23 protein-coding genes and 3 pseudogenes are annotated in these 25,792 nt (G+C 58.3%); 10 read left to right on the top strand and 16 right to left on the bottom strand.

What is annotated here, in order from left to right; genetic code table 11:
• Positions 1-7 precede the first annotated feature (7 nt).
• Positions 8-298 (top strand): DUF6388 family protein, encoded by a 291-nt coding sequence (locus ACX3YF_RS19135; RefSeq protein WP_130206880.1) that lies wholly within the window; start codon positions 8-10, stop codon positions 296-298.
• 106 nt (positions 299-404) lie between these two features.
• Here the strand turns inward: ACX3YF_RS19135 and ACX3YF_RS19130 are convergent, their stop codons facing one another.
• Both ACX3YF_RS19130 and ACX3YF_RS19125 read right to left on the bottom strand, forming a co-directional pair.
• On the bottom strand, positions 405-1,259 hold the full coding sequence (locus ACX3YF_RS19130) for a helix-turn-helix transcriptional regulator (RefSeq protein WP_130206882.1): 855 nt from the start codon (positions 1,257-1,259) through the stop codon (positions 405-407).
• A 189-nt stretch (positions 1,260-1,448) separates the two neighbouring features.
• Positions 1,449-2,420 carry an XdhC family protein gene (locus tag ACX3YF_RS19125; protein WP_130206884.1) on the bottom strand — a complete coding sequence of 324 codons (972 nt, stop codon included), beginning with the start codon at positions 2,418-2,420 and terminating at the stop codon, positions 1,449-1,451.
• Between the two features lie 91 nt (positions 2,421-2,511).
• Here ACX3YF_RS19125 and ACX3YF_RS19120 point away from each other — a divergent pair, with 91 nt between their 5' ends.
• Positions 2,512-3,297, top strand: a complete 786-nt coding sequence (locus ACX3YF_RS19120) for an alpha/beta fold hydrolase (RefSeq protein ID WP_130206886.1) — start codon at positions 2,512-2,514, stop codon at positions 3,295-3,297.
• Here the strand turns inward: ACX3YF_RS19120 and ACX3YF_RS19115 are convergent.
• The 7 genes from ACX3YF_RS19115 to ACX3YF_RS19085 form a co-directional block, all read right to left on the bottom strand.
• On the bottom strand, positions 3,290-4,642 hold the full coding sequence (locus ACX3YF_RS19115; RefSeq protein ID WP_448647050.1) for an MFS transporter: 1,353 nt from the start codon (positions 4,640-4,642) through the stop codon (positions 3,290-3,292). The genes ACX3YF_RS19120 and ACX3YF_RS19115 overlap by 8 nt on opposite strands.
• Positions 4,643-4,830: 188 nt before the next feature.
• A complete protein-coding gene (locus ACX3YF_RS19110; protein ID WP_458974102.1) occupies positions 4,831-5,634 on the bottom strand; it encodes an enoyl-CoA hydratase/isomerase family protein in 804 nt (267 codons plus the stop codon).
• A gap of 19 nt (positions 5,635-5,653) precedes the next feature.
• Positions 5,654-7,192 carry an AMP-binding protein gene (locus ACX3YF_RS19105; RefSeq protein WP_130206892.1) on the bottom strand — a complete coding sequence of 513 codons (1,539 nt, stop codon included), beginning with the start codon at positions 7,190-7,192 and terminating at the stop codon, positions 5,654-5,656.
• Positions 7,193-7,197: 5 nt separating this feature from the next.
• Positions 7,198-7,698, bottom strand: a complete 501-nt coding sequence (locus ACX3YF_RS19100; RefSeq protein WP_130206894.1) for a (2Fe-2S)-binding protein — start codon at positions 7,696-7,698, stop codon at positions 7,198-7,200.
• Between the two features lie 2 nt (positions 7,699-7,700).
• Complete coding sequence (locus ACX3YF_RS19095) at positions 7,701-8,507, bottom strand: FAD binding domain-containing protein (RefSeq protein ID WP_130206896.1); 807 nt, start codon at positions 8,505-8,507, stop codon at positions 7,701-7,703.
• Positions 8,504-11,503 carry a xanthine dehydrogenase family protein molybdopterin-binding subunit gene (locus tag ACX3YF_RS19090; protein ID WP_458974101.1) on the bottom strand — a complete coding sequence of 1,000 codons (3,000 nt, stop codon included), beginning with the start codon at positions 11,501-11,503 and terminating at the stop codon, positions 8,504-8,506. Before ACX3YF_RS19090 ends, ACX3YF_RS19095 begins: the two co-directional genes overlap by 4 nt.
• A 162-nt stretch (positions 11,504-11,665) precedes the next feature.
• Positions 11,666-13,879 (bottom strand): putative bifunctional diguanylate cyclase/phosphodiesterase, encoded by a 2,214-nt coding sequence (locus ACX3YF_RS19085; RefSeq protein ID WP_130206900.1) that lies wholly within the window; start codon positions 13,877-13,879, stop codon positions 11,666-11,668.
• 244 nt (positions 13,880-14,123) lie between these two features.
• On the opposite strand from ACX3YF_RS19085, the gene ACX3YF_RS19080 reads away from it, so the two are divergent.
• The gene (locus tag ACX3YF_RS19080; RefSeq protein ID WP_189340398.1) at positions 14,124-14,657 is read left to right on the top strand and encodes an NADPH-dependent FMN reductase; all 534 of its coding nucleotides are present in this window, start codon (positions 14,124-14,126) and stop codon (positions 14,655-14,657) included.
• On the opposite strand, the gene ACX3YF_RS19075 is transcribed toward ACX3YF_RS19080, so the two are convergent.
• Genes ACX3YF_RS19075 through ACX3YF_RS19065 form a run of 3 tightly spaced genes read right to left on the bottom strand, consistent with a single transcriptional unit; the run spans position 14,645 to position 15,900 of the window.
• Positions 14,645-14,848, bottom strand: a complete 204-nt coding sequence (locus ACX3YF_RS19075; RefSeq protein ID WP_223272671.1) for a substrate-binding domain-containing protein — start codon at positions 14,846-14,848, stop codon at positions 14,645-14,647. The genes ACX3YF_RS19080 and ACX3YF_RS19075 overlap by 13 nt on opposite strands.
• A gap of 53 nt (positions 14,849-14,901) precedes the next feature.
• Entirely contained in the window at positions 14,902-15,018 is a 117-nt protein-coding gene (locus ACX3YF_RS19070; protein ID WP_223272673.1) for a helix-turn-helix domain-containing protein, read from the bottom strand.
• Entirely contained in the window at positions 15,019-15,900 is an 882-nt protein-coding gene (locus tag ACX3YF_RS19065) for a LysR family transcriptional regulator (protein WP_204149762.1), read from the bottom strand. It lies immediately after the preceding gene.
• Between the two features lie 116 nt (positions 15,901-16,016).
• Here ACX3YF_RS19065 and ACX3YF_RS19060 point away from each other — a divergent pair.
• From ACX3YF_RS19060 to ACX3YF_RS19050, 3 genes and pseudogenes are all read left to right on the top strand, one after another.
• Positions 16,017-16,109: pseudogene (locus ACX3YF_RS19060) on the top strand (nuclear transport factor 2 family protein); the annotation flags it as partial.
• 45 nt (positions 16,110-16,154) lie between these two features.
• Positions 16,155-17,192, top strand: coding sequence for an SDR family oxidoreductase (locus tag ACX3YF_RS19055; protein WP_448647053.1), 1,038 nt, complete (start codon positions 16,155-16,157; stop codon positions 17,190-17,192).
• A gap of 17 nt (positions 17,193-17,209) precedes the next feature.
• Positions 17,210-17,752, top strand: a complete 543-nt coding sequence (locus ACX3YF_RS19050; protein WP_448647728.1) for a histidine phosphatase family protein — start codon at positions 17,210-17,212, stop codon at positions 17,750-17,752.
• 81 nt (positions 17,753-17,833) lie between these two features.
• Here ACX3YF_RS19050 and ACX3YF_RS19045 read toward each other — a convergent pair.
• Positions 17,834-17,983: pseudogene (locus tag ACX3YF_RS19045) on the bottom strand (LysR family transcriptional regulator); the annotation flags it as partial.
• 491 nt (positions 17,984-18,474) lie between these two features.
• Between ACX3YF_RS19045 and alr the strand changes: the two are divergent.
• The 4 genes and pseudogenes from alr to ACX3YF_RS19025 all read left to right on the top strand — a co-directional run bounded on the left by alr (position 18,475) and on the right by ACX3YF_RS19025 (position 23,184).
• Positions 18,475-19,704, top strand: coding sequence for an alanine racemase (gene alr / locus ACX3YF_RS19040; RefSeq protein ID WP_130206906.1), 1,230 nt, complete (start codon positions 18,475-18,477; stop codon positions 19,702-19,704).
• Positions 19,705-20,786: 1,082 nt separating this feature from the next.
• Complete coding sequence (gene tnpB / locus ACX3YF_RS19035) at positions 20,787-21,122, top strand: IS66 family insertion sequence element accessory protein TnpB (RefSeq protein WP_458974100.1); 336 nt, start codon at positions 20,787-20,789, stop codon at positions 21,120-21,122.
• Positions 21,123-21,203: 81 nt separating this feature from the next.
• A pseudogene (locus ACX3YF_RS19030) lies at positions 21,204-22,083 on the top strand (IS66 family transposase); the annotation flags it as partial.
• A 339-nt stretch (positions 22,084-22,422) separates the two neighbouring features.
• Positions 22,423-23,184, top strand: coding sequence for an SDR family NAD(P)-dependent oxidoreductase (locus ACX3YF_RS19025; protein ID WP_130206908.1), 762 nt, complete (start codon positions 22,423-22,425; stop codon positions 23,182-23,184).
• A 330-nt stretch (positions 23,185-23,514) separates the two neighbouring features.
• On the opposite strand, the gene ACX3YF_RS19020 is transcribed toward ACX3YF_RS19025, so the two are convergent.
• The 3 genes from ACX3YF_RS19020 to ACX3YF_RS19010 all read right to left on the bottom strand — a co-directional run bounded on the left by ACX3YF_RS19020 (position 23,515) and on the right by ACX3YF_RS19010 (position 25,791).
• Positions 23,515-23,880, bottom strand: a complete 366-nt coding sequence (locus ACX3YF_RS19020; RefSeq protein ID WP_458974099.1) for a hypothetical protein — start codon at positions 23,878-23,880, stop codon at positions 23,515-23,517.
• Positions 23,881-23,985: 105 nt separating this feature from the next.
• The gene (locus ACX3YF_RS19015) at positions 23,986-24,321 is read right to left on the bottom strand and encodes a hypothetical protein (protein ID WP_189340395.1); all 336 of its coding nucleotides are present in this window, start codon (positions 24,319-24,321) and stop codon (positions 23,986-23,988) included.
• 345 nt (positions 24,322-24,666) lie between these two features.
• Positions 24,667-25,791 (bottom strand): ABC transporter permease, encoded by a 1,125-nt coding sequence (locus ACX3YF_RS19010; protein WP_458944776.1) that lies wholly within the window; start codon positions 25,789-25,791, stop codon positions 24,667-24,669.
• Position 25,792: the final 1 nt, after the last annotated feature.

Here is a 25,792-nt window from a genome sequence, read left to right as displayed (position 1 = left end):
AGCCTTCATGATCGCAAAAGAACTTAGGGCCGAACTCGCCCTGAAAAAATTCCTGGACGCCAACTTATGGCTCCAGCTTGAACTCAGTGAGCTGAACTACAGCCTCGCTGAAAACTGCGGACTTTCGCCAGAAGAATATCGCCTGAAATTTCTGCAGGAAGCATTTGAAGCAGAAGCAGACGCTCACGAATGCGATTGCTGGGACTTTATTCTGCGGTGGGTAGCCGAAACCAAGGAAGAGCTTGAGTTGATGCGTGAAGAGCGCATGAAAGAGCTTTATGACTTTCTCGACAATTAGTACACCCTATAACTTCCGTAGCCTATACACGCCGTCAATTCTCAATATTAAAGATTAACTCCATCGGCGGGAGGCTTGCCCAATACCCCCCCGCCCTCCTCTCGGTTCAAACGGCCGCATAACAATCCACTACACGCCGATACTGGCTGGGAGAAGCTCCGATGTGCTGGCGGAAAAACCGTGTGAAATGACCTTGCTCGGAGAACCCGAGATTCTCCGACAACAGGCCCAACGTTCCACTGCGCTCACGCTCCAGCCAGGCAAAAGCCCGGCGCATGCGCGCGTCGTTAAGCAGCAGGGTCGGCGTCATGCCGGTATCTTTCTTGAACAGCGCAAAGAAGTGCGCCCGAGAAAGCCCACAAGCCCGCGCGGCATTGTCGATCGGGTTCGGATCATCGAGGTGCTCAAGCAACCAGGCGGTCCCACGACGCACCCGCGCGTCCCGGAACTCAGCTGAGTTCGGCGCCCCCAGTAGCGACAAATGCCGCCAGCTGGAAAAGTCCTCGATCAGTTCGATCAAGAAGTCGAACAGCATGAATTCCATACGCTCTTTCGGCACGATCCCGCAGCCATGCGCTTCGGCGACCAGGATGTCGGCCAAGGTGCGATTGCGACTCGACAGCTCGATGCAAGATTGGGCAAAAAAGTCTGGCCGGCCGCTGAGCGCCAACGACTGCTGGGCAGTGGCCAGCCAGGCAGGCTCGATGTAGAGCGCCAGGATTACGGTCGCGCCGGCACCCGGCTGCGGATCATAGAAATGAGGCTCCCAGGCGTTGACCAACACCGCCGTGCGATCGCTGAGCGGAACCCGCCGACCGTTGACGTTGAAGTACGTATCTTCGCCGGACACTTTGACCAGCACATGGCATTCGGAATGGGTGTGGGTGACCAGCGAACGATCCATATTCAGCAAGGCGACCCGGCCAAACCTGCCGTGGAAAACCCTTTGGGCAATCGACATCAGATTCCTCTGCTCGCTTGAAGCAATATTGTTATCGGCCACAATGAAGGATCATCGCGGCGTCTATTTATTTCTCGACCCCGGCAATCGCTCAATGGTTCAGCAACACTTGGCTGGCCACTATCGCGCGCGGATGAACGAACGTCTATCCCGACTTTCGCAGCCCCCATGCTCGTCGGAAAAACCGCCTTACAAGGCATGGCGTTCTTTCCCGTGATAAACGCGCAGGACATCGGCCACCACCGCCAGAGCGATTTCCGCGGGGGCCTTGCTGCCCAGATCGAGGCCGATGGGCATGTGCAAACGGGCAATCTGTTCATCCGTCAGGCCACCGATGCGTTTGAGCCGCTCTGTGCGCTTGGCCGAGGTTGCCTGAGACCCCATGGCGCCGATGTAAAACGCTGGAGTGTGCACCGCTTCCATCAGCGCCAGATCATCGATTCGCGGATCGTGAGTCAGCGCCACCACCGCGGTCGCTGCGTGGCAACCTCCGGCGGCGATAAACATCGAGGGCAGCACACGTTGCATCTCCACGCCTTCAAGCTGTACATGCAGCATCTCTTCCCGGGGGTCACAGGCGATGACTTCGCAGCCGATGGCGCGGGCGAAACTGGCGCAGACTTCCGCGACCGGCGATAGCCCCGCCAGAATCAGTCGTAACGCCGGGCCAACGCTGATGCGCACCGTCTCGTCGACGACTTGCACCCGCTCGCTGCCGTGCCCGGTGTCTGCGTCCAGGCGCAAGGCACCGCTGCTCAGCTCGACATGACGCAGCAGACGACGCTGACCGAGTAACGCCGCTTGCAGACTCTCCAGATGCGCAATCCATTCGAGACTGGCAGCGCGGTGCTCGACCAGCACGATCAGCACGCCACCACAGGGCAATCGCAGACGGTGGCGTTGCTCGACGCTGTCGCCATAACGGACGATCTGTGCCGGTTCGCGTAATTCACCGCGCGCCAGGCTTTCGAGAAACGCCTCTTCGACACAGCCGCCCGACAGCGAGCCGACGTGTTCGCCCGTGCCATTGGCCACCAGCATCGCACCCGGCGCACGCGGCGCCGAACCATAGGTGGAGAGCACCGTGCACAGCCACTGGGCCTGCCCGGTGCGAGCCCATTGCAGTGCCTGGTCGATCACCTGAACATCGAGATGACGCATGTTTTTTTGTACCTCAAGCGAAGCGTGGTGCTGCATGCAGGGTTACGTTTACGTTAACCTGCGAGCAATCTTGTTCAATCGTTGATTCGACATGTCGCCACCACAATTTTTGCAACTTGGGCCGCTGCGCCTGGAGTATCACCAACTGCCTGCGGCTGACCCATCGCGACCGACGCTTGTGCTGTTGCACGAAGGCCTCGGCAGCGCCGGCCAATGGAAAGACTTCCCCCTGCGCCTGGCCCGGGCCAGCGGTTGCGGTGTGGTCACTTACAGCCGGCAGGGTTACGGGCAATCGAGCCCGGTAACCCTGCCGCGCCCACTGAACTACCTGAGCAGCGACGGCCCTCGTGAACTGCGGCAATTGCTCAATGCCTTGCAACTGCCGCAAGTGGTCTTGCTCGGTCACAGTGACGGCGCATCCATCGTCCTCGCCTATGCCGCCGCCAACGATCCACGCGTGTTGGGCAGCATTGCCCTGGCGCCTCACGTGATTGTCGAGACCGAGAGCCTCGATGGCATTCGCCATACCACTGAAGTTTGGCATCAGGGCGAATTGCGCGAACGCCTGGCACGCCACCATGGGGCCAATGTCGACGGCGCTTTTCACGGTTGGAGCGACAGCTGGTTGCACCCGGACTTCTCCCTGGACGATCTCGAAGCGCAGTTGGCTTATATCGAAAAGCCGCTGCTGGTGATTCAGGGTCGCGAAGACCACTACGCCACGCCCGAGCAACTGGTGGTCATCCAGCGACAGGTGCCCGGACCCTGCCGCTGTGTGCTGCTGGATGACTGCCGGCACTTTCCCCAGACCGAAGCGCCCGAGCGGACCTTGCAACTGATCTGCGAATTCCTGGAGCACCTGCCCGCCTTTACTTGAAATTGCCTTGGGTTTCCGGAATCACCACGCTGCCGATCAGGTAGATCACCGACAGACCGGCGGCGAAAATCGCCAGCACCATGGGTATCTGCGCCGGGCTGCTGCTGACCAGGGACACAAAGGTCGGCATGGTTCCGCCGAGGGCGAAACCGATGTTCCATGACAACCCGGTGCCGCTGGCTCGCAGCTCGGTGGCAAAGCGTTCATTGAGGAAGATCAGAATCGGCGCGATGATCGCCCCGCCCATGAAGCCTATGCCCATGCAATACAGCGCAGTGCGGGTCAGCGAACCCGGTTCGGCGACCCCCAGGAACATCATGGGCAGGCTCACCAGGTTGATCACACCCAGCAGCAAGAAAGTCTTCTTGCGACCGATCAGGTCACTCAGGTAACCAAAGGCCAGCGCTCCGACAATGGTCGCCATCGACCCGTACATGAGCATCTGCGAAGTCTGCGTGTGGGGCACTTTGGCGACCACGTTGAGCAATGTCGGCAGATAACCGCAGGCCAGGTAATAGGTGGCACCGCCGCCGAACGTAATCAGCAGATTGACCAGCATCACGCCGCGGTACTCGCGACCGAACAGACGCTTGAGTGGCGACACGACCACTACCGCCGGCCCCTTGGTTTTGCGGGCTTGTTGCAGTTGCTGCCAGACCGGGGTTTCTTCCAGGTAACGGAACATCACCAGACCGAAAAACGTACTGAGCAGGCCGCAGAAGAACATGAAGCGCCAGCCCCAGACGTCAAATTCCTCCCCGGGAAAGATCTCCGACAACACCAGATAAGTGACTGACGCCAACAGCGCGCCCATGCCGGCACCGGCGCCACCGATCAACCCGGACATCAAGCCGCGATAGCGCGGCGAGATGGATTCGGTGCCGATGGTGTGAGTGGAGGCGACGATGCCGCCAACGAAAACGCCCTGAATCACCCGCAATACCAAAAACAGTATCGGGGCCAACACCCCAACCTGGTGAATGGTCGGCAACGCGCCAAACAGTGCTGTGGAAATACCGACGCCGACCATCGACACCATCAACGCACGCTTGCGGCCGTGTTTGTCGGCATACGCGCCAAAGATCGCCGAGCCCAGCGGACGCACCAGCAAAGCCACGGCGAACGAGGCATACACCGCGGCCAGCGACAGTGTAGGGGTGTCCGAGGGGAAGAACAGGCGGCCGATGATCGGCGCCACGTAGAGCAGAATGAACAGGTCAAACAAATCCAGCGCCCAGCCGAATGTCGAGGCAAATGCCGCCAGCAAGGCCTTGCCCGGTGGAATCTGCGGTGTATCGATAGCGGCACTGGTTGGTGATGCAGTTATTGTTGTTGTCGTAGTCATGGTTGCCTCACACAAGCGGTGAATCGAAACGTTCTGCATCCCGGTGCGCGGGTTGCGGGTAGTCAGCAGGTCAGCGGTGATACCTTGATGTGCCCTCTCAGTTGCATTGAAGGCGCGGCAGGCCCTGTTCCGTTGTGGCGTATGCCCTTACCGACAGTCCCGCCGCCTGGCCTGCTCGCCGGTACGATTTACTCGCCGATAAACACGGCCGCACGCTTGCTGTGAAACGCTTCGACGCCTTCCTTGAAGTCCTGGGAGCTACGCAGGCGGCTGTAGCAGTGACCTTCCATTTCGATCGCGACGGTCAGCGGCGCATCTTCGTTGTCGTTGATCAGTTTTTTCGCCGTGCGTTGAGCCAGTGGCGAGAAGCGGCGCAGTTCATCGACCAACGCATCGACAGTGCTTTCCAGTTCGGTATCCGGCACGACCTCGGTTGCGATACCCCAGGCATAGGCCTGGTCGCCCGTGATGCGTTTGGCTCGCATCACCATGTGCTTGGTGCGGGTGATGCCAATGATTTTCTGCAGGCGTGCAGAGCCACCCGAACCCGGGATCTGACCCAGGTTCTGCTCAGGCAAGGCGTAGCGAGTGGTTTGCGAAGCAATGCGGAAATCGCAGGCCAGAGACAGTTCGAAACCGACGCCGAAGGTGTAACCACGGTTGGCGACGATCACCGGTTTTTCGCAACGTGCCGGTGCCGCGACGTTCCAGGCCAGCTTCGAAACGTGCTCCGGCGTCGCTTCGAGGAAGCCCTTGATGTCGCCGCCGCTGGAGAAGTGTTCACCCACCGAGCGCAGAACGATGACGCGCACATCTTTGTGTGCATCGAGGGCTTCAAAGACCAGGCGCAGTTGATCGCGCTGCCCCATGGAAATGACGTTCAACGGCGCCCGGTTGAGGATGATGTCGGCGCGCTCGCGGGACACATCGACTTCAACCTGGAAGCCATCGAACTGAGTGTCGAGAAATTGCTGGATCGCTTGTTGTTGCATGGGAGTGTCCTCTGGATGATTAGCTGATGGCCTTCAAGGCCTGTTCCTGAAATTGGGCCAGCAGCACGCGTCGCAGCACCTTGCCAACTGGAGATTTGGGAATCTGATCGATGAACTGATAACGCCGTGGCCGCTTGAATTTGGCCAGGCCCGAGGCGATGCAATGGGCATCGAGGTCGCATTCCGAGACTTCGGCGCGCAGCTTGATAAACGCAGCAATGATCTTGCCCCACTGCTCGTCGGGCAGACCGACCACTACCACTTCTTCCACTGCCGGGTGCAGAGAGAGCATGTTTTCGATTTCTGCCGGGCTGACGTTTTCGCCGCCGGTGATGATCAAGTCATCGACACGCCCCGTGACGAACAGATCGCCTTCCAGATCGAAGTAGCCGATGTCACCGGTGAAATACCATCCGTCACGCAACGCCTTGGCGGTCGCTTCGGGGCGGTTCAGGTAACCTTCGAACGCCTCGTCACTCGCCAGGTCGGCGATGATCTGGCCCTCCTCCAATGGGTTGACCTGCACGTCCACCGTTTCAGCATCGATCGGCACCACGCGCACGCGCTGGTTCATTGCACTGCGCCCTGACGAACCGGGTTTGCGGTTGGCTTGCTGGTCGATGGTGAAGGTGTAGATCTCCGAGCTGCCGTAATGATTGACGAACAATTGCGGCTGGAACGCCTGCTCGACGCGACGCATCAAGCCGTCGCTCATCGGCGCACCGGCAAAGCCGATTTTCTCCACACTGGCGACGCGCTCGCGGGCAAAGGCCGGGTGTTCGATGAGCATGTGATAGAGCGTCGGTACCAGGTACAGGTTGCTGACCTTTTCCCGCTCGATGGCCTGCAGCGTGGCTTCCACGTCGAACTTCGGCACGCAGACGAAATGCCCGTCGATCAGCGCCATGGACAGCAACGAACGCACGCCCATGGTGTGGTAAAGCGGCATGACCCCCAGCGTGCACTCGCTCTGGCGGTAGAGGTTTTGCGCAACGTGGGCCACCGCCGCGGCGCGTTCGCAACGGTGCCGACGCGGCACGCCCTTGGGCTTGCTGGTGGTGCCGGAGGTGTACAGCAACAGTGAAAAGTCTTCGGCGTCCGCCTGCAAAATGATTTCTGAGGGCGTCTGTGAACACAGTTCCTCGAAACTCAGGTCGGTGTCGGCGGCACGGATACCGGCGGCGATCCGTGGCAGCCTTATGGCGGCGCTGCAACCGGCCACGGCGGCCACAGTAGCGTCGTCGTAAGCCAGCGCACGGATTTGTGCATCTTCGATGCAGTAGCCCAGTTCATCGGCCGTCGAACGCCAGTTCAACGGGGTCATGACGACGCCCGCAAACTGACAGGCCCAATGCAGGGTCGCCATCTGCCAGCGGTTCTGCATCGCCACCAGCAGTCGGTCACCGCGGTGCAAACCCAGGCGTTGCAAGCCCCGAGCTGCGCTCTGGATATCGACGAACCAGTCTTCATAGGTTTTCTTCAACGCACCGTCACTGACCGCCACGGCTTGCGGTCGGCGTTCAACGGCAGCGAGGAAGCTGCGTCCGAGATCGAACATTATTGTTATACCCCTTTGTTCGTTTGGCGCTGGGCAGCGACTTCGAGCACGGCCTGGACGATGCCGGTGTAGCCCGTGCAGCGACATAGATGCCCCGAAAGCATGTCGCGTACCTGGGTCTCGTCCGGGTTGGGCACCCGTTCGAGAAAATCCACGCAGGACATGAGAATGCCCGCAGTGCAAAAGCCGCACTGCAAGGCGTGATGACGGCGAAAAGCTTGTTGCAGGTCGCTCAACGTGTCGTCGTCGGCCAGGGACTCGACGGTCTCGATACGCCGCTCGTGCCCCTGTACCGCGAGCATCAGGCAGGAGCGCATGGCGACCCCGTCCACCAGTACTGTGCAGGCACCACAGACACCGTGTTCGCATCCGACATGGACACCGGTGGCACCGAGGTCGTGGCGCAGGAAGTCGCAGAGTTGGGTTCGCGGTTCAGCCAGCGCTTCGCGGGGGCGGCCATTGAGTTCCAGACGAATCGCAAAGGTTTGGTCGGCAGTTACACGCATGTTCAGACTCCTTCGATCAGCTGATGGCCCAGCTCGCGAATCAGTTGGCGGCGATAGGCCGCGCTGGCCTGCACGTCGTCTTGTGCATCGAGCGACCAGGCGGTGTGATTGAGCGCGTCTGGCAGTGCCGCCCCCCTTGGCAGGCTGCGACGTTGCGGACGGTCGGCGACCCCGCCGATGCCGAGTTCGACCTGGTCCGCGCCGATGGCGGCAGCCAGGGAGACAATTGCAAAGTCGCCGTGGCGCATGGCGATTTCACGGAAGCGATAGGTGATGCCTTCGCGCTTGAGCGGAAAACGCACCTCGACAACCAGTTCATCCACGCGCTTGTCGGTGGTGAGAATGCCCTGGAAGAAGTCGGCAGCCTTGACGATGCGCTTGCCTTTTTTCGACTCGAGCACGATCTCGCCGCCCAGCGTCACCAGGCACAGCGGCAACTCGGCGCTGGGGTCGGCGTGAGCCACCGAACCGCAGACTGTGCCGCGATTACGCGTCTGGAAGTGACCGATCCAGGGCATCGCCAGTGCCAATAAAGGCACCTCGTCCATCAGGGTCGAACGTGCCAGTAATTGCGCCTGTCGTACCCCGGCACCTACCGCCAGGCAATCCTTGCGCCGTTCGATATAGGCCAGCTCAGCCACATGATTGATATCGATCAGCAACTTGGGTTGAGCCAGACGCATGTTCAGTACCGCCATCAGCGATTGGCCGCCGGCGATGATGCGAGCTTCCTGGCCGTACTCGGCGAGCAACTCAACCACCTGACGACGGGAGTCAGCCCGAACGTAATCGAAAGCAGCCGGTTTCATTGCGCACCTCCCTTGCCAAACAGCGCGCCAAGCGAGGCCCGCAGTCGCGACCACCAGCCGGTGGAGATGGCTTGGCCGCTGACCCGTTGCGACAGGCGAGTAAATATTTGTCCGATGATCACTTTCGAGGCCCCTTGCAACATTCGGCCGCCGACCGCGGCGACTTTGCCGCTGACCGCCACCTGGTATTGGTATTCCAGACGCGTGTGGCCATTTTCCAGCTCGACGAAACGCACCTTGGCCTGGCCCTGGGCCGAGCCCATAGAGCTGCTGCCGGAACCGGACAGGCGCAATGAATGCGGAGGGTCCAGATCACTCAGTGCAACCTTGGCCTCGAAGCGCGCGCGGATCATGCCGACGCCGACGGTAACGTCTGCGCGGTAACGGTTTTCGCCTTCAAGCACGAGGTCGTGACAACCGGGAATGATCGCCGCCAGCGTCTGCGGGTCGAGCAAGGTATCGAAGACCTGTTGCGGCGAAGCAGGAATCACCACCGAGTCGTTGGCCCGCAGTGCCGGTCCACCGTCAGGTGCTGCGTCCAGATTTTCATCGGACTCCATGCCGGCGGGCCGTGGCGGCTCATCGATCCCGATGAGCGTGCGTACTTTCGATGGCGTCAGTGGCAGACGGATGTCCGAGCGACCAAGGGCGTCGGCCACCGCGTTGGCGATGCACACCGGCGTGCTCATATTGTTGCCCTCGCCCACACCCTTGGCGCCCAGCGGGGTGAATGGCGATGGCGTTTCCATGTGCAGGATCACCGGTTCGATCACTTCCGGCGCGGTCGGCACCAGATAATCGGCGAAGGTCCCGGAGAGGAAGCTGCCGTCCTCGCCATAGGCGAACTCTTCCATCAGCGCCGCGCCGAGACCCTGGGTGAAGCCACCACGAATCTGGCCATCGACCAGCGCGGGGTTGAGCAGGCGGCCGGCGTCATGGCAGGTGACGTAGCGATCGATGTGGATCTCGCCGGTCATGCGGTCGATTTCCAGACCACAAATGTCGAAGACAAAGCCGTAGCACAGCGAGCTATTGACCTGATCCTGGTCGTCCGGTGCCACCAATTGCGGCGGGCTCCAGAAGGCGGTTTCGCGCAGGCCGCCGCTTTCACCTTCCGGCAGCAGGCCCGGCGACCAATGGGTCGCACCGGCAATCCGATGGAATGGCGCCACCGCCCCGCCATTGACCACAAAAATCTTGCCGCCCGCGAAACGGATATCTTCGGGACTGGCCTGCAATTGCTCGGCGGCAATCGCAGCGAGGCGATCACGGATCTTAAGCGCCGCCTTGTAGACGGCACCGGCCACAGCGCCGGCGAAGCGACTGGAATAGTTGCCCGAGGCAATCGACCAGGCGTCTTTCTGAGTGTCCAGTTCGACGTTGACCACGATGGATTCCAGCGCAACCCCAAGCACTTCGGCGACGACCTGAGCGACGGTGGTTTGATGGCCCTGCCCTTGCGGCGCCGAGGATACGTGCACGCTGACGTCACCCAATGGGCCGACGTTGATGGTTGCGGTTGCGACAGCGCCGTTTTTCGGACCGGCCTTGCGCCGCTCCTCGGGTGTCATCGCGGTGGTGATGTAACCCATGTTGGAAATCGACGGTTCGATGACTGCGGCATAACCAATGCCATAGATTCGGCCTTCGGCACGGGCCTGATCACGACGTTTGAGCAACTCGTCGAGACCACCATCAGCCGCCGCCAGGGCAATGCCTGCCTGGTAATTGCCGGAGTCGAGTAACGCACCGGCGGCCGCGCGATAAGGGAAGGCATCGGCTGGCACCAGGTTGCGGCGGATCACGTCCAGCGGATCAAGCTTCAACTGCACGGCGATGTGTTGCAGCAGCCGCTCCAGGGCGAAATACACCTGCGGGCCACCGAAACCCCGGTTCAGGCCGGAAGGGGTTTTGTTGGTCAGCACCACTCGGTTGCGCACTTGCAAATGGCGGATCGCGTAGGCACCCGTCAGGTTGCCGTGCATGCGGTAGAACGTCGCCGGTTCGGGCGCTCTGAGGTAGGCACCACAATCGTCGATCTGGTCATAGCGCAAAGCGGTGATGCGGCCATCTGCTTCTACCGCCGCTTCGATTTCGGTCACCCGATTGGTCGCCGAGGAAGCCCCCTGAAGATGTTCCAGACGGTCCTCGACCCACTTCACCGGTGCACCGACCTTGCGTGACGCCAGGCCCATCATCACCACGTAAGGGAAAACCCCTTGCTTGATGCCAAAGCTGCCGCCGGAATCTTTCGGTGTGCGCAAACGCAAGTGGTTGCCGGGCACATTCAGTGCCCGGGCCATGACCGTGTGCAGCGCATAGGGGCCCTGGAAGTTGGCCAGCACGTCATAAATGCCGGTCGCGCGCTCGTACTGGGCCAGCACCACATAGCATTCAATGGGTGTGCAGGAACTGCGCGGAAACTTCACTTTGAGCGAGACCTTGTGCGGCGCCTGCTCGAAGGCTTGCTCCGGCTCGCCATAACGAAAGTGCCGCTCATTGACCACGTTGCTGCCGACTGCTTCGTGCAGGATCGGCGCCTGTTCGGCAGTGGCCCGTTCGGGATCGATGATCGGGGGCAGCGGCTCGTATTCAACGCGCACACCTTCGATGGCGTCCTCGGCCAGATAGCGGCTCTCGGCGATCACCACGGCCACCGGCTCTCCGACATAACGCACCTTGTCGACGGCGACGCACCAGTGCTCCATCGGCTGACGCACACCCACCGGAAACGGCAGCGCCCAGCGTTTGACGTCTTCGCCGACCAACACGCCGTGCACGCCTTTCATCAGCAGCGCTTGGGAAAAGTCCACTGAGATGATCCGCGCATGAGCGTGGGGTGAACGGATGATCGCCGCATGGAGCGTACCCGGAGGGATCGCAGCGTCATCGGCATAGCAGCCGAGGCCGCGCAACAATGCGGCGTCCTCGACACGGGCCTGACGGGCGCCGATGTGGCCGGTCTGGCTTTCGGTAGCAGGTTGGAAACTGGTCATTTTTTCGCGGCTCTTGTTGTTATGCAGCGCGATAGCGTTAGAGCCGAGTGTGTGAGAAAGGCGCCGGGAGCGCCTTGCCTGGGGAGAGGGAGTTCTGCGCTGGGGTCTGAAAATTTGCCTTAGCGTCTGATTTCCAGGACTGGGACCAGGCAGGATTGCCGGTCAAGGATGGGGAAGCGGATGACTCAGGAAAGCTTCGATTTCTGCACAGGGCATCGGTTTGGCAAAGTAATACCCCTGGAACACATCGCAGCGACTGCCCTTCAGGAAATCCACCTGAGCCTCGGTTTCCACGCCTTCGGCGACCACCTTCAGGCTCAAGTGATGAGCCATGGAAATAATGCCTTGGGTAATAGCGGCATCGTGATGGTCGGTGGCGATTTCCTGGATGAACGAGCGGTCGATCTTGATCTTGTCGATCGGCAAACGCTTGAGGTAGTTGAGGCTGGAAAAACCGGTGCCGAAATCATCGAGCGCAATGCGCACCCCCAACGCCTTGAGCCGGTGCAACGTTTCGATCGCCTGTTCGGCGTTGTGCAGCAGAAGTGACTCGGTAATCTCCAGCTCCAGTTGCTCACCCCGCAGACCATGTTTCTCAAGGTTGGCCTGGACACACTGGACGAAATGGCCTCGCTGGAAATGCATCGGCGAAATATTCACGGCCATCGAGATGCCCGTGATGCCCTGCTCGCCCAGCTGGCGCAATTTCGCGCAAGCCGTATCGAGTACCCAAAGGCTCAGCGGGATGATCTGGCCACTGTCCTCTGCCACCGGCACAAACACCGCAGGCGAGATAAATCCCTTTTCCGGATGCTCCCAGCGCAGCAACGCTTCGATCCCGACCACCCGACCCGTCCGCGCCTCTATCTGCGGTTGATAATGCAGCGTTAACGACTGGGTTTCGATCGCCTTCTGCAGGTCATTGCGCAGGCTCGCGTGCTCGCAAACGCGCAGATTAAGATCGCTGGTGTACCACTGAAAGTTGTTGCGCCCGTGCTGCTTGGCTTTGTACATGGCCATGTCAGCCTGCTGGATCAGCTGCATCGGCTGCTCGATATGACCATCGCTCAGGGTGATGCCGATACTTGCACTCACGTGCAGGTCAATGCCCTGGATGCAGTAGGGTCTGGCAATGCTGGCCATCAATCGCTCGGCCACCGGTACAACGTCCTCATCACGAAGCAGGTCAGGCAGCAGAACGATAAATTCGTCACCGCCCATGCGCACGATGGTGTCACCGGGACGAACCTGCTGGGTCATACGCTGTGCCACCTCAATCAGCACCTGATCGCCGAAGTAGTGCCCGGTCGAATCGTTGATGGATTTGAATCCATCCAGATCAATGCACATCACCGCCAGACGACGCTTGCGCCGACGACTGATGTGACAATCCAGAATAAGGCGGTCTTCAAGCGATACACGGTTGAGCAAACCGGTCAGACGATCATGGCAGGCGTTGAAGCTCAATTGGCGTTCGTAATGCTTTTGCTCGCTGATGTCCCTGGCGACTCCAAATACCCCTACGATCTCGCCATTGATCATGATCGGCAGGTTGGAAATGTCCATGGTCAACAGCTTGTCGTTCTCATCGCGAACCCGTGCCTCAAAGCGCTGGGGCTCTCCGGTGCTGGCGGCAGAGAAATGCCGACTGACCCGTTGCAGGTCTTCTTCGACCACCAGATTGGCAAAGTGATGACCGATGAAGTCGGTTGCGGTGTGCGGCTTGAGCTTCAGGCCTGCCGGATTCACACTCTGGATGTTGCCGGCCAGATCGAGGGCGAACACCGGGTTGGGGTTGTAGGTGAACAATGAACGAAAACGTTGTTCGCTTTCCTCCAGACGCTGGCCGTCACGCTCGCGGCGGATCGCAATGACTGCCAGTTGGGCCGCGCAGGCCAGTCGTTGAATCTGCGCCTCGTCCGGCACATGGGCGCGGCTCTGGTACAGGGCAAATGTTCCCAACACGCTTCCTTGATGGGAGAGCAAAGGCACCGACCAGCAGGAACGCAGGTTATGCCCCAGCGCCAGCCCGCGAAAACGCTCCCAGCTTGGGTCCCGGGCGATGTCTTCGGTGACCACCAGCTCGCGCCGGAACGCTGCGGTGCCACAGGTTCCTTCGTGTGGACCAATGGCCATTCCATGAATCGCGTCACTGTATTCGACCGGCAGGCTGGGCGCCGCACCGCTCAGCAAGCGCTTGCCCTCGGCATCAGTGAGCAGTATCGAGCAGAAGGTTTCGGGGGCCTGATCGTCAAGCATCTGGCAGATGGCGCTGAGTATGTCGCCTAGATGATGATCGGTCGCGATCATGCCGAGAATGTCACGTTGCGATTCGGGAAGTGTCTTGCTGTGAAAGCTCGTGCGACGAGTATTCATGGTGGTTCCTGAAGACTCTCAAGGTCGTCCGGTCTTCAGAGAGCCTGGAATAGTGGGCGGCCGATCACTGTCCACTAGCGTGTCGGTCGCGCACTGTATAGAGCACCGACCAGCAAAAAAAAGGTTCAGATCCAACATAAAAAACAGCATCAGATTGCCATTTCTGCATTGCCATGCAGCAATGGTGCATGAGGTCCGGCTCGTGCGAAACTTCACCGACTTACGAATCACGAACGGTGTTGAAATGGTGCGTCTGCTTGCTGTTTCTGGAAGCCTGCGTCAGGCCTCCTCCAACTCAATTTTGCTACGAGCAGCTGAGCGTCTATGCCCCGAAGGGGTAATGGTCGTGCATTACGAAGGCCTGGCTGAGTTGCCTCACTTCAACCCGGATCTGCTCGAGGATCCCCCCGAGGCAGTCATCGAGTTACGTGCAATTATCGGGCAGGCGGATGGGCTGTTGTTTTCTTGCCCCGAGTACGCTCGAGGTATTCCTGGCGCATTCAAAAACATGCTCGACTGGCTCGTGAGCAGTGAAGAGTTTCCGGGCAAGCCTGTCGCGCTTTTCAACTCATCGCCTAGAGCCAGTCACGCGCAAGCTGCATTGCGGCTGGTCCTGGATACGATGTCGGCTCGCATCATCGAGGAAGCGTCAATGACTGTTAACCTCCTGTCCAGCCGATTGAGCGCAGAAAGCATTGCCACCGACCCGGTGATAGGCCCACTGATTGGCACTGCGCTCGGCGCTTTTAAACGACGCCTCGACAATCAAAACCTTTGATACTCCGACATGGATTGCACCCGTTGGATTGACTGAGTGAAACGAGGCGACAGGCGAAGGTGCGGATAGCGTACTCGCAGTGTCTTCAAGAGGTCGGCGATCAGGCTGGGCAGAACGTAGTCGGTGATGGCGAGCCGCAACTCGCCGACAAAGGTCGGGCCACGCACGCTTTCAAGGGCACGATCACTCAAGGCAAGCATGTCTTGTGTATGGACCAGTAAGCGTTCGCCAGCCGGTGTCGGCCTTACGCTTTTTTACCCCGCTCCAGCAACGTCACCCCGGTGAAGGCCTCGAGCTTGCGCAATGGCTCGCTTAACGCCGATTGCGACCGACATAGCTTAGGGGCGCATGCGCGCCAAATTTAATTTTCGACATTTTCAACGCAGAGGACTTCGAGCAATACCTGCTCCAAGATGTCAAAGAAACATCTGATGTGCGCCTGTTTCAACGCCTGAGGCCGGGTTACCAGATAGACCTCCATCTCTGGAAGTTCAAGCTCCGGGAACAACTCAGTCAGGTCCTTCGCCAGAATACGTGGCAGTACAGCTACGCCCATACCTTGCCTCACCGACTCCAGTTGTACGGCGAACGAGTTCACGCTGATTTGTGCACGGTCCAGACCCGCAGCTTTTGCGGCACGCATTTGAGGCAACATATCCAGCGGAGGAAGCAAGGCGATGTTGACCGCCGTAGCCAGGGTCACCTCTGGAGATCGCTTCAGGTACCCTGCATCAGCGAAGACGCCGTAGGCGAGCTTGCCCATTGGTCGATAAATCAGCGATGGCTCGCCCAGATGCGCGGTGCGTATAGCGATATCCGCCACACCGCGGACGATCTTGTGAAAGTCGGCGGTGACCAGTAATTCCACGGAGCAGCGCGGATGCAGGGAAGTAAAACGACTTGCGGCCTCCAACACACAAGAAGAAAACCCCTCACCGGCACTGACCAGGACACTGCCATATAGCTCTTGGCGTTCCCCGGACAGGTCCGCCGCCGTTTGACGCCTCAAGCCCGCTTCCGCAGCCTGAGCGACTTCCACCAGGGATTGGCCCCGCGAGGTCAACCAGCAGCCTTCAACGCCTCGCTCAACGAGCGGCTCACCCAGGGCAGCTTCCAGTTGGGTCAGACGACGGGACACAGTAGACGCCGCAATGCCCAGCAGTTGGCCAGCTTGAAGAAAACTGCCACGCCGCGAGACCGCCAACAGCAGACGAAGATCGTCCCAATTTGCCTGCAACGCCATACCTCCCATCCTCCTTGGTCTGCAAATATGCAAAGCCATTATGCAGTAGTCGCTGTTTTTCAGGACCGGCCTCAACGGTATATCTACAGGCCTTCGAAACGACTGGAATGGAATGTATGACTAAGGGCCCCGACCACTACGCAGAACGCGCCGCTCTTGCCTTCAATCGCCGTGATGTGGCGTCGATGCTTGCGCTGGTTTGCTTCGACAGCGCGGTGTTGATGCCGTCAGCCGAACAGCAAGAGGGTTAAGCGATGCGCAACGTATTCGTTACTGGCGCAACCGGCTTGCTGGGAAACAACCTGGTGCGGGAACTGGTCGCACGTGGCTACGCCGTCAAAGCCCTCGTCCGTTCAAGAGACAAAGGTGAGCAGCAGTTCAACGACCTCCCGAGTGTGGAACTGGTCGTTGGTGACATGGCCGATATCGACGCGTTCGCATCATCGCTGCAAGGCTGCGATACCGTGTTTCATACGGCGGCGTTCTTTCGCGATAACTACAAGGGTGGCAGCCACTGGGCAGAACTCGAAAAGATCAATGTCGCCGGTACGCGAGAGTTGCTTCACCAGGCCTACCGCGCGGGGATACGCCGGTTTATCCATACCTCTTCGATTGCCGTGCTCGACGGGGACCCTGGCACCTCTATCGATGAGACATGCCTGCGGTCCGAATCCGATGCGGATGACTACTACCGCAGCAAGATCCTCGCTGACCGTGTCGTCTTGACGTTTCTTGAAACCCATCCCCAGATGTATGCCTGCATGGTTCTGCCCGGCTGGATGTGGGGACCTGGCGATATGGGCCCGACCTCTTCGGGACAATTGGTCAAGGATGTCGTCAACGGCAAGTTGCCCGGGCTGATCCCCGGCACCTTCTCGGTGGTCGATGCCCGTGATGTGGCATGGGCTCAGATTGCCGCAGCCAAACATGGACGACGAGGGGAACGTTATCTCGCGGCAGGTCGGAACTTGACCATGCGCCAGTTGGTGCCGGTCCTGGGACGTATAGCGGGCGTCAAAACCCCTGCTCGGCAACTGCCACTGCCCGCTCTATACCTATTGGCGGCGGTGCAGGAGATCTACACGCGCCTTACCGGCAAGCCTATATTGCTGAGCATGGCGACATTGCGCCTATTGATACGAGAGGAGCACCGTACCTGTTTTAACCACCGTAAGAGTGAACAAGATCTTGGCCTGAGTTTTCGAGTGCTGGAGCAGACAATTTTTGACACTGTGGCGTGGTATCGGATGCATGGCTGGTTTAAGAAAAACAAGGACGAAAACAAACTGTGAGCAAGACAATAATCCTGATGCGTCACGGCCAGCCAAATATGGCCAGGACCGAAAAAATCTCAATGCTCGAGATGAAAGACTGGATCGAGCAATACAACCGATCCGAAATCATCCGCCATCCCGCTCCGGACGCCAGCCAGCAACTCGCCGCAGCCGCCACCATGATTGTTTCAAGCAGCGCGCCTCGTGCGCTGAGCTCCGTCGAGGTACTCGGGCTGAAGCCTGCTGTCGTCGATGCGCTTTTCTGCGAAGCACAACTGCCCAATGGTCGTTGGAGATTTCCCCGACTATCGCCGTTTTCCTGGGCATTTATCTTTCGAGTCTTATGGCTGTGCGGTTATTCGAGCGGCGTCGAATCCTTCGGCGCCGCGAGGCTGCGCGCCAGCGCGGCGACTCAACGACTGCAGTCCCTTGCCTGTGAAGAGCCGGTTCTGCTAGTCGGTCATGGCGTTATGAATCGAATGATTTCCCAACGACTGCTGGCAAACGGGTGGACTCGCCAACGACGTAACGGCAGCCGATATTGGAGTGCTTCGGTATATCAATATGATGACGTATAAACGGAGATCGGCTGATCGCACGTCCCCCGACGCATTCCCCCAGGCGTATTGACACAAGGCATTGTGGTGACCTTCCGCTCTCAGGGCGACCGTAACGACTACGAGCCTGCACAGTTCGAACTGGAGTGGGCCAACCCAAACCATGGGTTCCTTGAAGAGAAATGTGCCGCTTTGAGGCCAGTCCCTGGACATCAGCGCAAGATCAAGATCGCCGCTGCGCACACGCGGGACATGATAGCCGCCGCACGGCAAGCGTCTGTATGCACGCGGACAGGATGCTGATCGCCAGATGCAGCAGGCTGGTCGACCGTGGTTTGCCGGTCGCCGCGCATCCGCCCCTCATCCACGGGCGTATCCTGAATGACTGCATTGAACAGCGCGATGTTAGTGCCCCGAGTGATTTCGTCATGCGCCTTTGAGGTCTTGGCGGCAAATCACTTGATGTCGCCTGCAAAGCTCATCGCTGTGATAACAGCCAGACCGTATCCTTTGCTGAGCACTTCGCCAGCGGGCTCTTTTAGTCTAGTGGTAGCACCGTCTTTGTCTGCGGCAGCCGAGCAACACCCCCTCCTGATGCCATCGCATAGGGCCTGGGTGAGCGCGAACAAATTCCTTACATGTTTTTACATCTTTGAACCCAGCGTACAACGGCAACTTACACAGCCTTCCAATAATCGGCACCGGAATAATAAAAAAAAGACCGATTACATGGAGAGTTTCAAATGCCCTTTACCCGTACTGTTCTAGCGTTGTCTCTCGGCTTGATCCTTTTGCAGAGCCAGGTCCAAGCGGCGCCACCACTGTCACTCACAAACGGCAACACCGAGCTGACTGCTCAAATCAGTAATGCCTGGATTGAAATCAACAAAGCCGCGCTCGAGCACAACATCCAAACCCTGCAAGCGGAACTGGCCGGCAAGTCGAAACTCTGCGCGGTACTGAAGGCCGACGCTTATGGTCATGGCATAGGGTTGGTGATGCCTTCGGTGATAGCGCTGGGTGTACCGTGTGTGGCGGTCGCCAGTAATGAAGAGGCGCGAGTGGTTCGAGAAAGCGGATTTAAAGGTCAGTTGATCCGTGTTCGCACCGCCTCCCTGGGGGAGCTCGAAAATGCTCTGCAGTACAACGTCGAAGAACTGGTTGGTAACCTCGATTTCGCCCGCCAAGCGGCCGATCTTGCACATAAACATGGTCGAAAATTGCAGGTGCACATCGGCCTCAACTCAAGCGGCATGAGCCGTAACGGCATTGAAATGGCCACCAAGCAGGGTAAACAAGACGCGCTAGCGATCACCAAACTGCCAAATGTCGAAGTGGTAGCGATCATGACCCACTTTGCCGTGGAGGATAAGGACGATGTGCGTAAAGGGCTGGCGACCTTCAATGAGCAAGCCGCCTGGCTGATGGATGTCGCGCAACTCGACCGCAGCAAGATAACCCTGCACGCAGCTAACTCCTTCGCCACCCTGGAAGTACCCGAATCGCGCCTGGACATGGTGCGCACGGGCGGCGCGTTGTTTGGCGATACCGTCCTCTCGCGTACTGAGTATCAACGCGTGATGCAGTTCAAGTCGCATGTGGCCTCGGTCAATAGCTACCCTGCTGGAAACACAGTGGGTTACGACCGCACGTTCACCCTGACACGTGATTCGAAGCTGGCCAACATCACGGTCGGTTACTCCGATGGCTATCGCCGTGTGTTTACCAACAAAGGCGTGGTGTTGATCAATGGTCATCGTGTGCCAGTGGTGGGCAAGGTTTCGATGAACACAGTGATGGTTGATGTCACGGATGCCCCCGACGTCAAGGCGGGTGATGAAGTGGTGTTATTTGGCAAGCAAGGCGCAAGCGAAGTCAGCCAGGCTGAAGTCGAAGAGATCAACGGTGCGCTGCTGGCCGACCTCTACACCGTCTGGGGCAGTGCCAACCCGAAAATCCTGGTCGAGAAGTAGCCCCACCAATATCGCAAAGCAGAGGCGCGTTCATTCGAGTAAAGCTTTGAAGAGCGCTGACAGCTCTATCTACATGACTACGACAGCCGCCAATACCGCAACGAAGCCAAAGGTCTTCCAGCAGGACCATCTTGGCTTTTCGCTGTTCGAAAGAGTCATATAAAGAACGTTACATTTTTGACTCGATGCCTAATGCCCATTAAAAAATAAAATAACTGACTTTTGAGTCAGCTCGACAAAACGGGACCATATTTAAATAAGGGAAACCCAATTCCCTTTTTAAATAGGTGAGCAAATTGGAATATAGAGATCAAAACGATTCGCGAAACAAACCAGGTTTCAATGCCGTGTTCACCTCTGACAATAAGATCATCAGCGTATCTGAATATATTGAAACATTTTTAATAACAAGAGGTTATGAGACGACGCAGCAAAATAGACTCAAGATCGCAGAAAGCCTCAGTCACGTGCCTATGCGCGACCGTCATTCAGTGTCTGAACTAGACCACTGGCTTGATTCACAATTCAAAAGCTGACTACAACGAATACGGATCAAGTGTAAAAATCAAGGAGAACATTAGGCGCGAATTAAAATGGATTGAATGCTGATTCTCGACGCGTGCAAGTTTGCAATTGCAAGCCAGCCGGAACTGCTCGCCCCAAAGAAGGCCCGGACATGTGCCGGGCATTTCATACAGTCAAGCTTCGGATTGGGGCTTCGACAACTTGGCCACAGCTCTACCACGCAAAAAGTACCACCCGGCAGGCAATGTGTTCGTCGAGCACTTTCCTGCCTGGCCCGGCAGCTTCGGCATAGCCCACGTGACTACAGCCACATCCGTCGCACTGAGCCACAGCATTAACGCCAACATTGTTCATAAGTGGATTCGGCTGCAATCGCAGACAAATGTTGCCAAGCCACCAGCCTTCATTCCGCTGACATTACAGTCGTCCGCGTCACGATCAGATATCACTCCAGCTACCATTTGCCTCGAAATCCCTCACCCGCGCGGCACCGTCAAAGTGAACTGGCCCGCCGAAAATGCTGATGCTTGTGTCACCTTTGTTCGAGACCTGTTGCGATGATTCGCATCGATTCCATCTGGCTCGCCACCGAGCCCATGGATATGCGCGCTGGCACCGAAACCGCGCTGGCACGAGTGGTGGCGGTGTTCGGTGCGGCGCAGCCGCACTGCGCTTATCTGTTCGCCAATCGTCGCGCCACACGTATCAAGGTGTTGGTACACGACGGTCCGGGCATCTGGCTGGCGGCCCGCCGTTTGCACCAGGGCAAGTTCTTCTGGCCGGGCTCTCGACACGGTACTCAGGTGGAGTTGGGTACAGAACAGCTACAAGCTTTGGTGCTGGGCTTGCCTTGGCAAAGAGTCGGGCCAGGTGGTGCGATTTTCATCCTGTAACGCCTGCCGCAGCCAGTTGGGCCGTGCAATTGTCCGATGGATCTATCGTCGGTATTAGCCTGTTCTGGCAAAGTCTGCGGCATGACTTCGCTCCCCAATCTTGACCAACTAACCCCTGAACAACTGCGTGCTTTGGCGGCGCAGTTGATGCAGCGTGTCGAGAATCTTGATCAGACAGTCGAGACCATGGGTAAAAAGACTCACCGTGACCAAGCGGTGATCGAGAAGCTGACCCACGAGATTGCACAACTCAAACGTTTCAAATTTGCCAAGCGTAGCGAGCAGTTAAATCCGCAGCAGGCCAGCTTGCTGGACGATCTGATCGATACTGATATCGCGGCGATTGAGGCTGAACTTCAGGCACTGCAAACACCTTCAGTTGCTACCGAGACAACGCAAGAACCTAAGCGCACGGCGTTACCGCCGGAGTTTCCGCGCACCCTGATCCATCACGAACCCGACAATAGCCACTGCCAGTGCGGCTGCGCCCTCAAGCGTATTGGCGAGGATGTCAGCGAAAAGCTCGACTACACGCCGGGCGTGTTCACCGTCGAACGCCACATCAGCGGCAAGTGGGTTTGTGATGACTGCGAAACGCTGATTCAGGCACCCGTTCCAGCGCACGTCATCGATAAGGGCATTCCGACCGCAGGGCTGCTAGCCCACGTCATGATCGCCAAGTTCGGGTGCCTTGCGTGATGCCGTTCTTGCACACGCCGTGATCCACGCCGACGAAACGCCGGTACAGATGCTCAAGCCTGGCGCAAAGAAAACCCATCGTTCCGATGTATGGGCCTACGCTACTAGCCAGTTTTCGGACTTGGCAGCGGTCGTCTATGACTTCAGCCCCAGCCGCGCCGGAGAACACGCCCGCAACTTCCTGAAAGGCTGGAAAGGCAAGTTGGTCTGCGACGATTTTGGCGGCTATAAGGCCAGTTTTGAACTCGGCGTGACCGAGATCTATTTGAAGGACGTTCTCACGCGTTTGCCAACACAGCGTGCGAGTGAGATTTCCGAACTGCGGCCGCATAAATGGCAACCCGTTTAGTTACGCAAGTCGGGATGCCCTGACGTATATTGTTGTCCATTGCGTGACCTCGAAACAAACATCAGTAACTCGTGAAACGGGTGCACACTGAGATATCCAGACTGCATTTTAAGAACCAGCTGCACAAATATGACTTCCAACAGCACGACATTCAGGGTCGGCAACTTACCAGCAGATAGGAAATGATTCCCACCTACGACGACCCACGGTGTTGCGGTGGTGGTTCTCTAGCAACCCCTTCGAGATTTCCATATGAAACCCAATCCTCCAATCGATAACGCACTACGCGTCGCGTTGGTTACAGGGTCCACTTCCGGTATCGGCGCAGCCATTGCACGTACACTGAGCCGGGCAGGCTATGCGGTGGTCCTCCATTCGCGAAACTCTGCGGATACGGGTCGCGCTATGGCTGCCGAAATGAAACAGGCTATCTACGTGCAAGCTGATCTTGCTTTTGAAGCTGACAGGGTCAGGCTTGTTAACGAGGCGATCGCCGCGTGGGGTCAGCTCGACGTATTGGTCAATAACGCCGGCATCAGCAGAGTTATTCCGCACAGCGATCTTGCCTCGGCCACTTCGGCGGTGTGGCACGAACTTAACGAGATAAATGTGGTGGCGCCGTTCCACCTAGTCGCATTGGCCGAATCGGCATTGCGCGATGCCGCCCGTTACCGTCGAGCAGGTAGCGTCGTAAACATCAGTTCGCATGCTGGTGTCCGTCCTAAGGGCGCATCCATTCCCTACGCGGTGAGCAAAGCTGCGCTCAATCACATGACCCGCTTGCTCGCGGTGTCACTTGGGCCAGACATTCGCGTAAATGCTGTGGCGCCTGGCTTGGTCGACACGCCTCTGACCGCAGAGTGGACAGGTGCCCAAGAGTTGTGGCGAGATCGCGCCCCAATGCGCAGGGCCGCTAGCCCAGACGATATTGCAAACGCTGTTGCAATGTTGGTTGATTCGGACTACTTAACCGGTGAAATACTCCTGTCAGACGGCGGATTAAATCTGACCTAGGTTTAGCGCACTCCGCAGGGGCGGCGCGAGAAGACGAGTTACTTTGCTTTGCCGACGGGCTCAAACGCCGGACGGATACGATAGCTTTGGAGGACGGGCTAGATGACTTTGCCGGACGGATACCGCTGTCGCCGTCTTGCTGCGCCTTGACCATTGCGGTGCGAGCATCCGCGATCTTCTGATCGATTTGGATAATCTGAGCACCGGTCGTGCTCTTCTTAGTCTTGGCTGCTTCGAGCGCATCGATTTCAGATTGGTAGCCTTGGGCAACTTCGTCGGCCTGCTGCTTCAACAGACTGACGCGCTGCTCCGGATAACTCGCCTGGCTGATCACTCCCGCGCGCTGGGAGGCTTCCAGTTCCTTCTCGGCGTTTTTGTATTAGGCCAGGGTCTCGCCTGCTCACCTTGCCATTTGGCGATATCGGCCTCGGCGTCCCTCTGATCCTCCAGCATGTTGAGCTGATTGGTATAGAGGTCGATCATCTCCTGCTTGTTCTGGAACAAGCCGATGTTGCCGGCTTGCCGGCCAGTGGGATAGAAGAGGTAGGTCATGGCCAAAGACAATGTGCAGCTCCAGCGAGAAAAGCGTGCCAAGCAGAAAGGCTTGCTGGAGCGGATCGGATCGGAGCCGAGAAGCGCACGTTGATTGTGTCGAAGGCGCTTGATGATGCCCTTCAGGTGCTGGGCGAGCGCCACGACTTCGACGAATGGCAGGAGACGGTGTCGACCTTCCTGCTCAATCTCGCCGCCGCACCTCCTGAAGAGTCCGCACGCTTCGCAAACATGTCGCGACCTAAAATCCTAATTGCTGAAAAGCAGTCGCGGCAGCTTAAAGAGTTTGCGCACACGAGCAAGCGGATTGAAAGCTGATGATTTGTAGCGCTGAGTGACGATCATTCGGCCGATTTCAAACCCAAACTCAATTGCATCGTCGCGCGAGACAAAGAGCATTGCAGGTGATTCGTCCCACTCTCTGATCATCTGTCCGGCCAACCAAATCGAAACATTTGTTGTGTGATACGTCCGCAAACTTTCCAGGCCGTCAGGCTTTGCTCTGAAGGGGCCTTCTGCAGCAACGAGGATCTCGTAGCCAAGGTAAGCCTCTTGTTTTGTACTGATTGAACGCTCCATCATCATTATTGCTGTCCATTGCCTGTACGGGATTTGGGGCAACCTTACTCGAAAACCCGAGTAATTCCAAATAGCCACTATCCTCTGTCGCATCCGGTCACGGAGGGCGGCGCCTACCGGAGATAACCTTGACCCCACCATTCGAAAGCCCCAATGGGCTATGGCGTCGCCTTGGTTACGCCATTGAGCGTGGGCTGCGAGGAGTACGGACGATTCGCCGCCAAGACGGATCGGAGGTCAACATCGATAGGGAGCGCGGACGCCACACTGGGGAGATTGAAGCGGCGCGGCAAGAGCTGGCGCGCCTGCCGCACGGCGAAAGCGCGTGCCAGGCTCATCACGCGCATCGCCCTATCGCAAGTTTGCAACGGACCGTCGGAACAGCACCAAACTCACCGAGAGAAATGTCATACCCATCACCAGGACCGTCAGGAACTCTTTCCAGACGATGCCGAGATCCGCACCTCTATAAACGATCGCCTGCGTGAAGCTCACATAGTGCCGTGACGGGAAAAACCACGTCACGTACTGGACCCATTGCGGCTGACTCTCGATCGGCGACATACCGCCCGACAGCATCATCATCGGCATCACCGTCATCATCATCAAAAGGGCAAACTGTGCCATGGTGCGGGCGAGCGTGCCCAAGAAGATGCCGATCGCCGCCGTGGCGAAGACGTAGATGACGGTTCCAAGCACCAGGAGACCGCGCGAGCCGGCAATCGGAACGTCGAGGAGCCCCTCGATCACGAATAAAAGAGAGAAGATGAAGCCGACGATTATCACCACCCCGTTCGACCACACCTTGGCGAGCGCAATCTCGAAGGCCGACAGCGGCATCACCAGCAGGTGCTCAATCGTGCCATGCTCCCGCTCGCGCAAAAGCGCCGCGCCGGTCAGGATAATAATCAGCATCGACAGCTGATCGGCAAGGCCGACGATCGCGCGGAACCAGGATTGCGTGCCGTTTGGATTAAAGGCGCGGCGGATGACGAGGTTGGAGGAGAGACCGTTGGTTTGCTTCGCCTCTTGTCGGTAGCGCTTGACTTTGTCGGTCACCATGTTCTGGATATAGCCGGCGCCCAAGGACGCCTGCTGAACCGCAGTGGCGTCCACGTTGACTTGCACTTTGATATCGCGCCCGTTGCGCGCATCCGCTTCAAAGCGCGGAGGAATGACGACGACGAAGGTGTAGAGACCTTCGTCCATAGCGCGATCGATATCGGCGGCGCCGATTGTTTTGGCCGTCTGGAAGTAAGGGGGATAGAAAAGTCCGGCAATCGATCGCGAGAGGCTGGAGTTGTCTTCGTCAACGATTGCCACGGCGGCGTTGTTGACGGTCTCGCCGGCTCCGGTCGACTGCGTATAGATGCTGACGCCGAAGGACCAGATGATGAAGAGGATCATCATCGTGTCCTTCGAGAGGGTGCGCAACTCCTTGGTGCCGAGCCAGAATATGTTGGAGAGGCTGCGCACG

It is taken from the genome of Pseudomonas fluorescens group sp. PF-69 (genome assembly GCF_054481235.1).
This window is presented reverse-complemented; position numbering and strand designations above follow the sequence as displayed.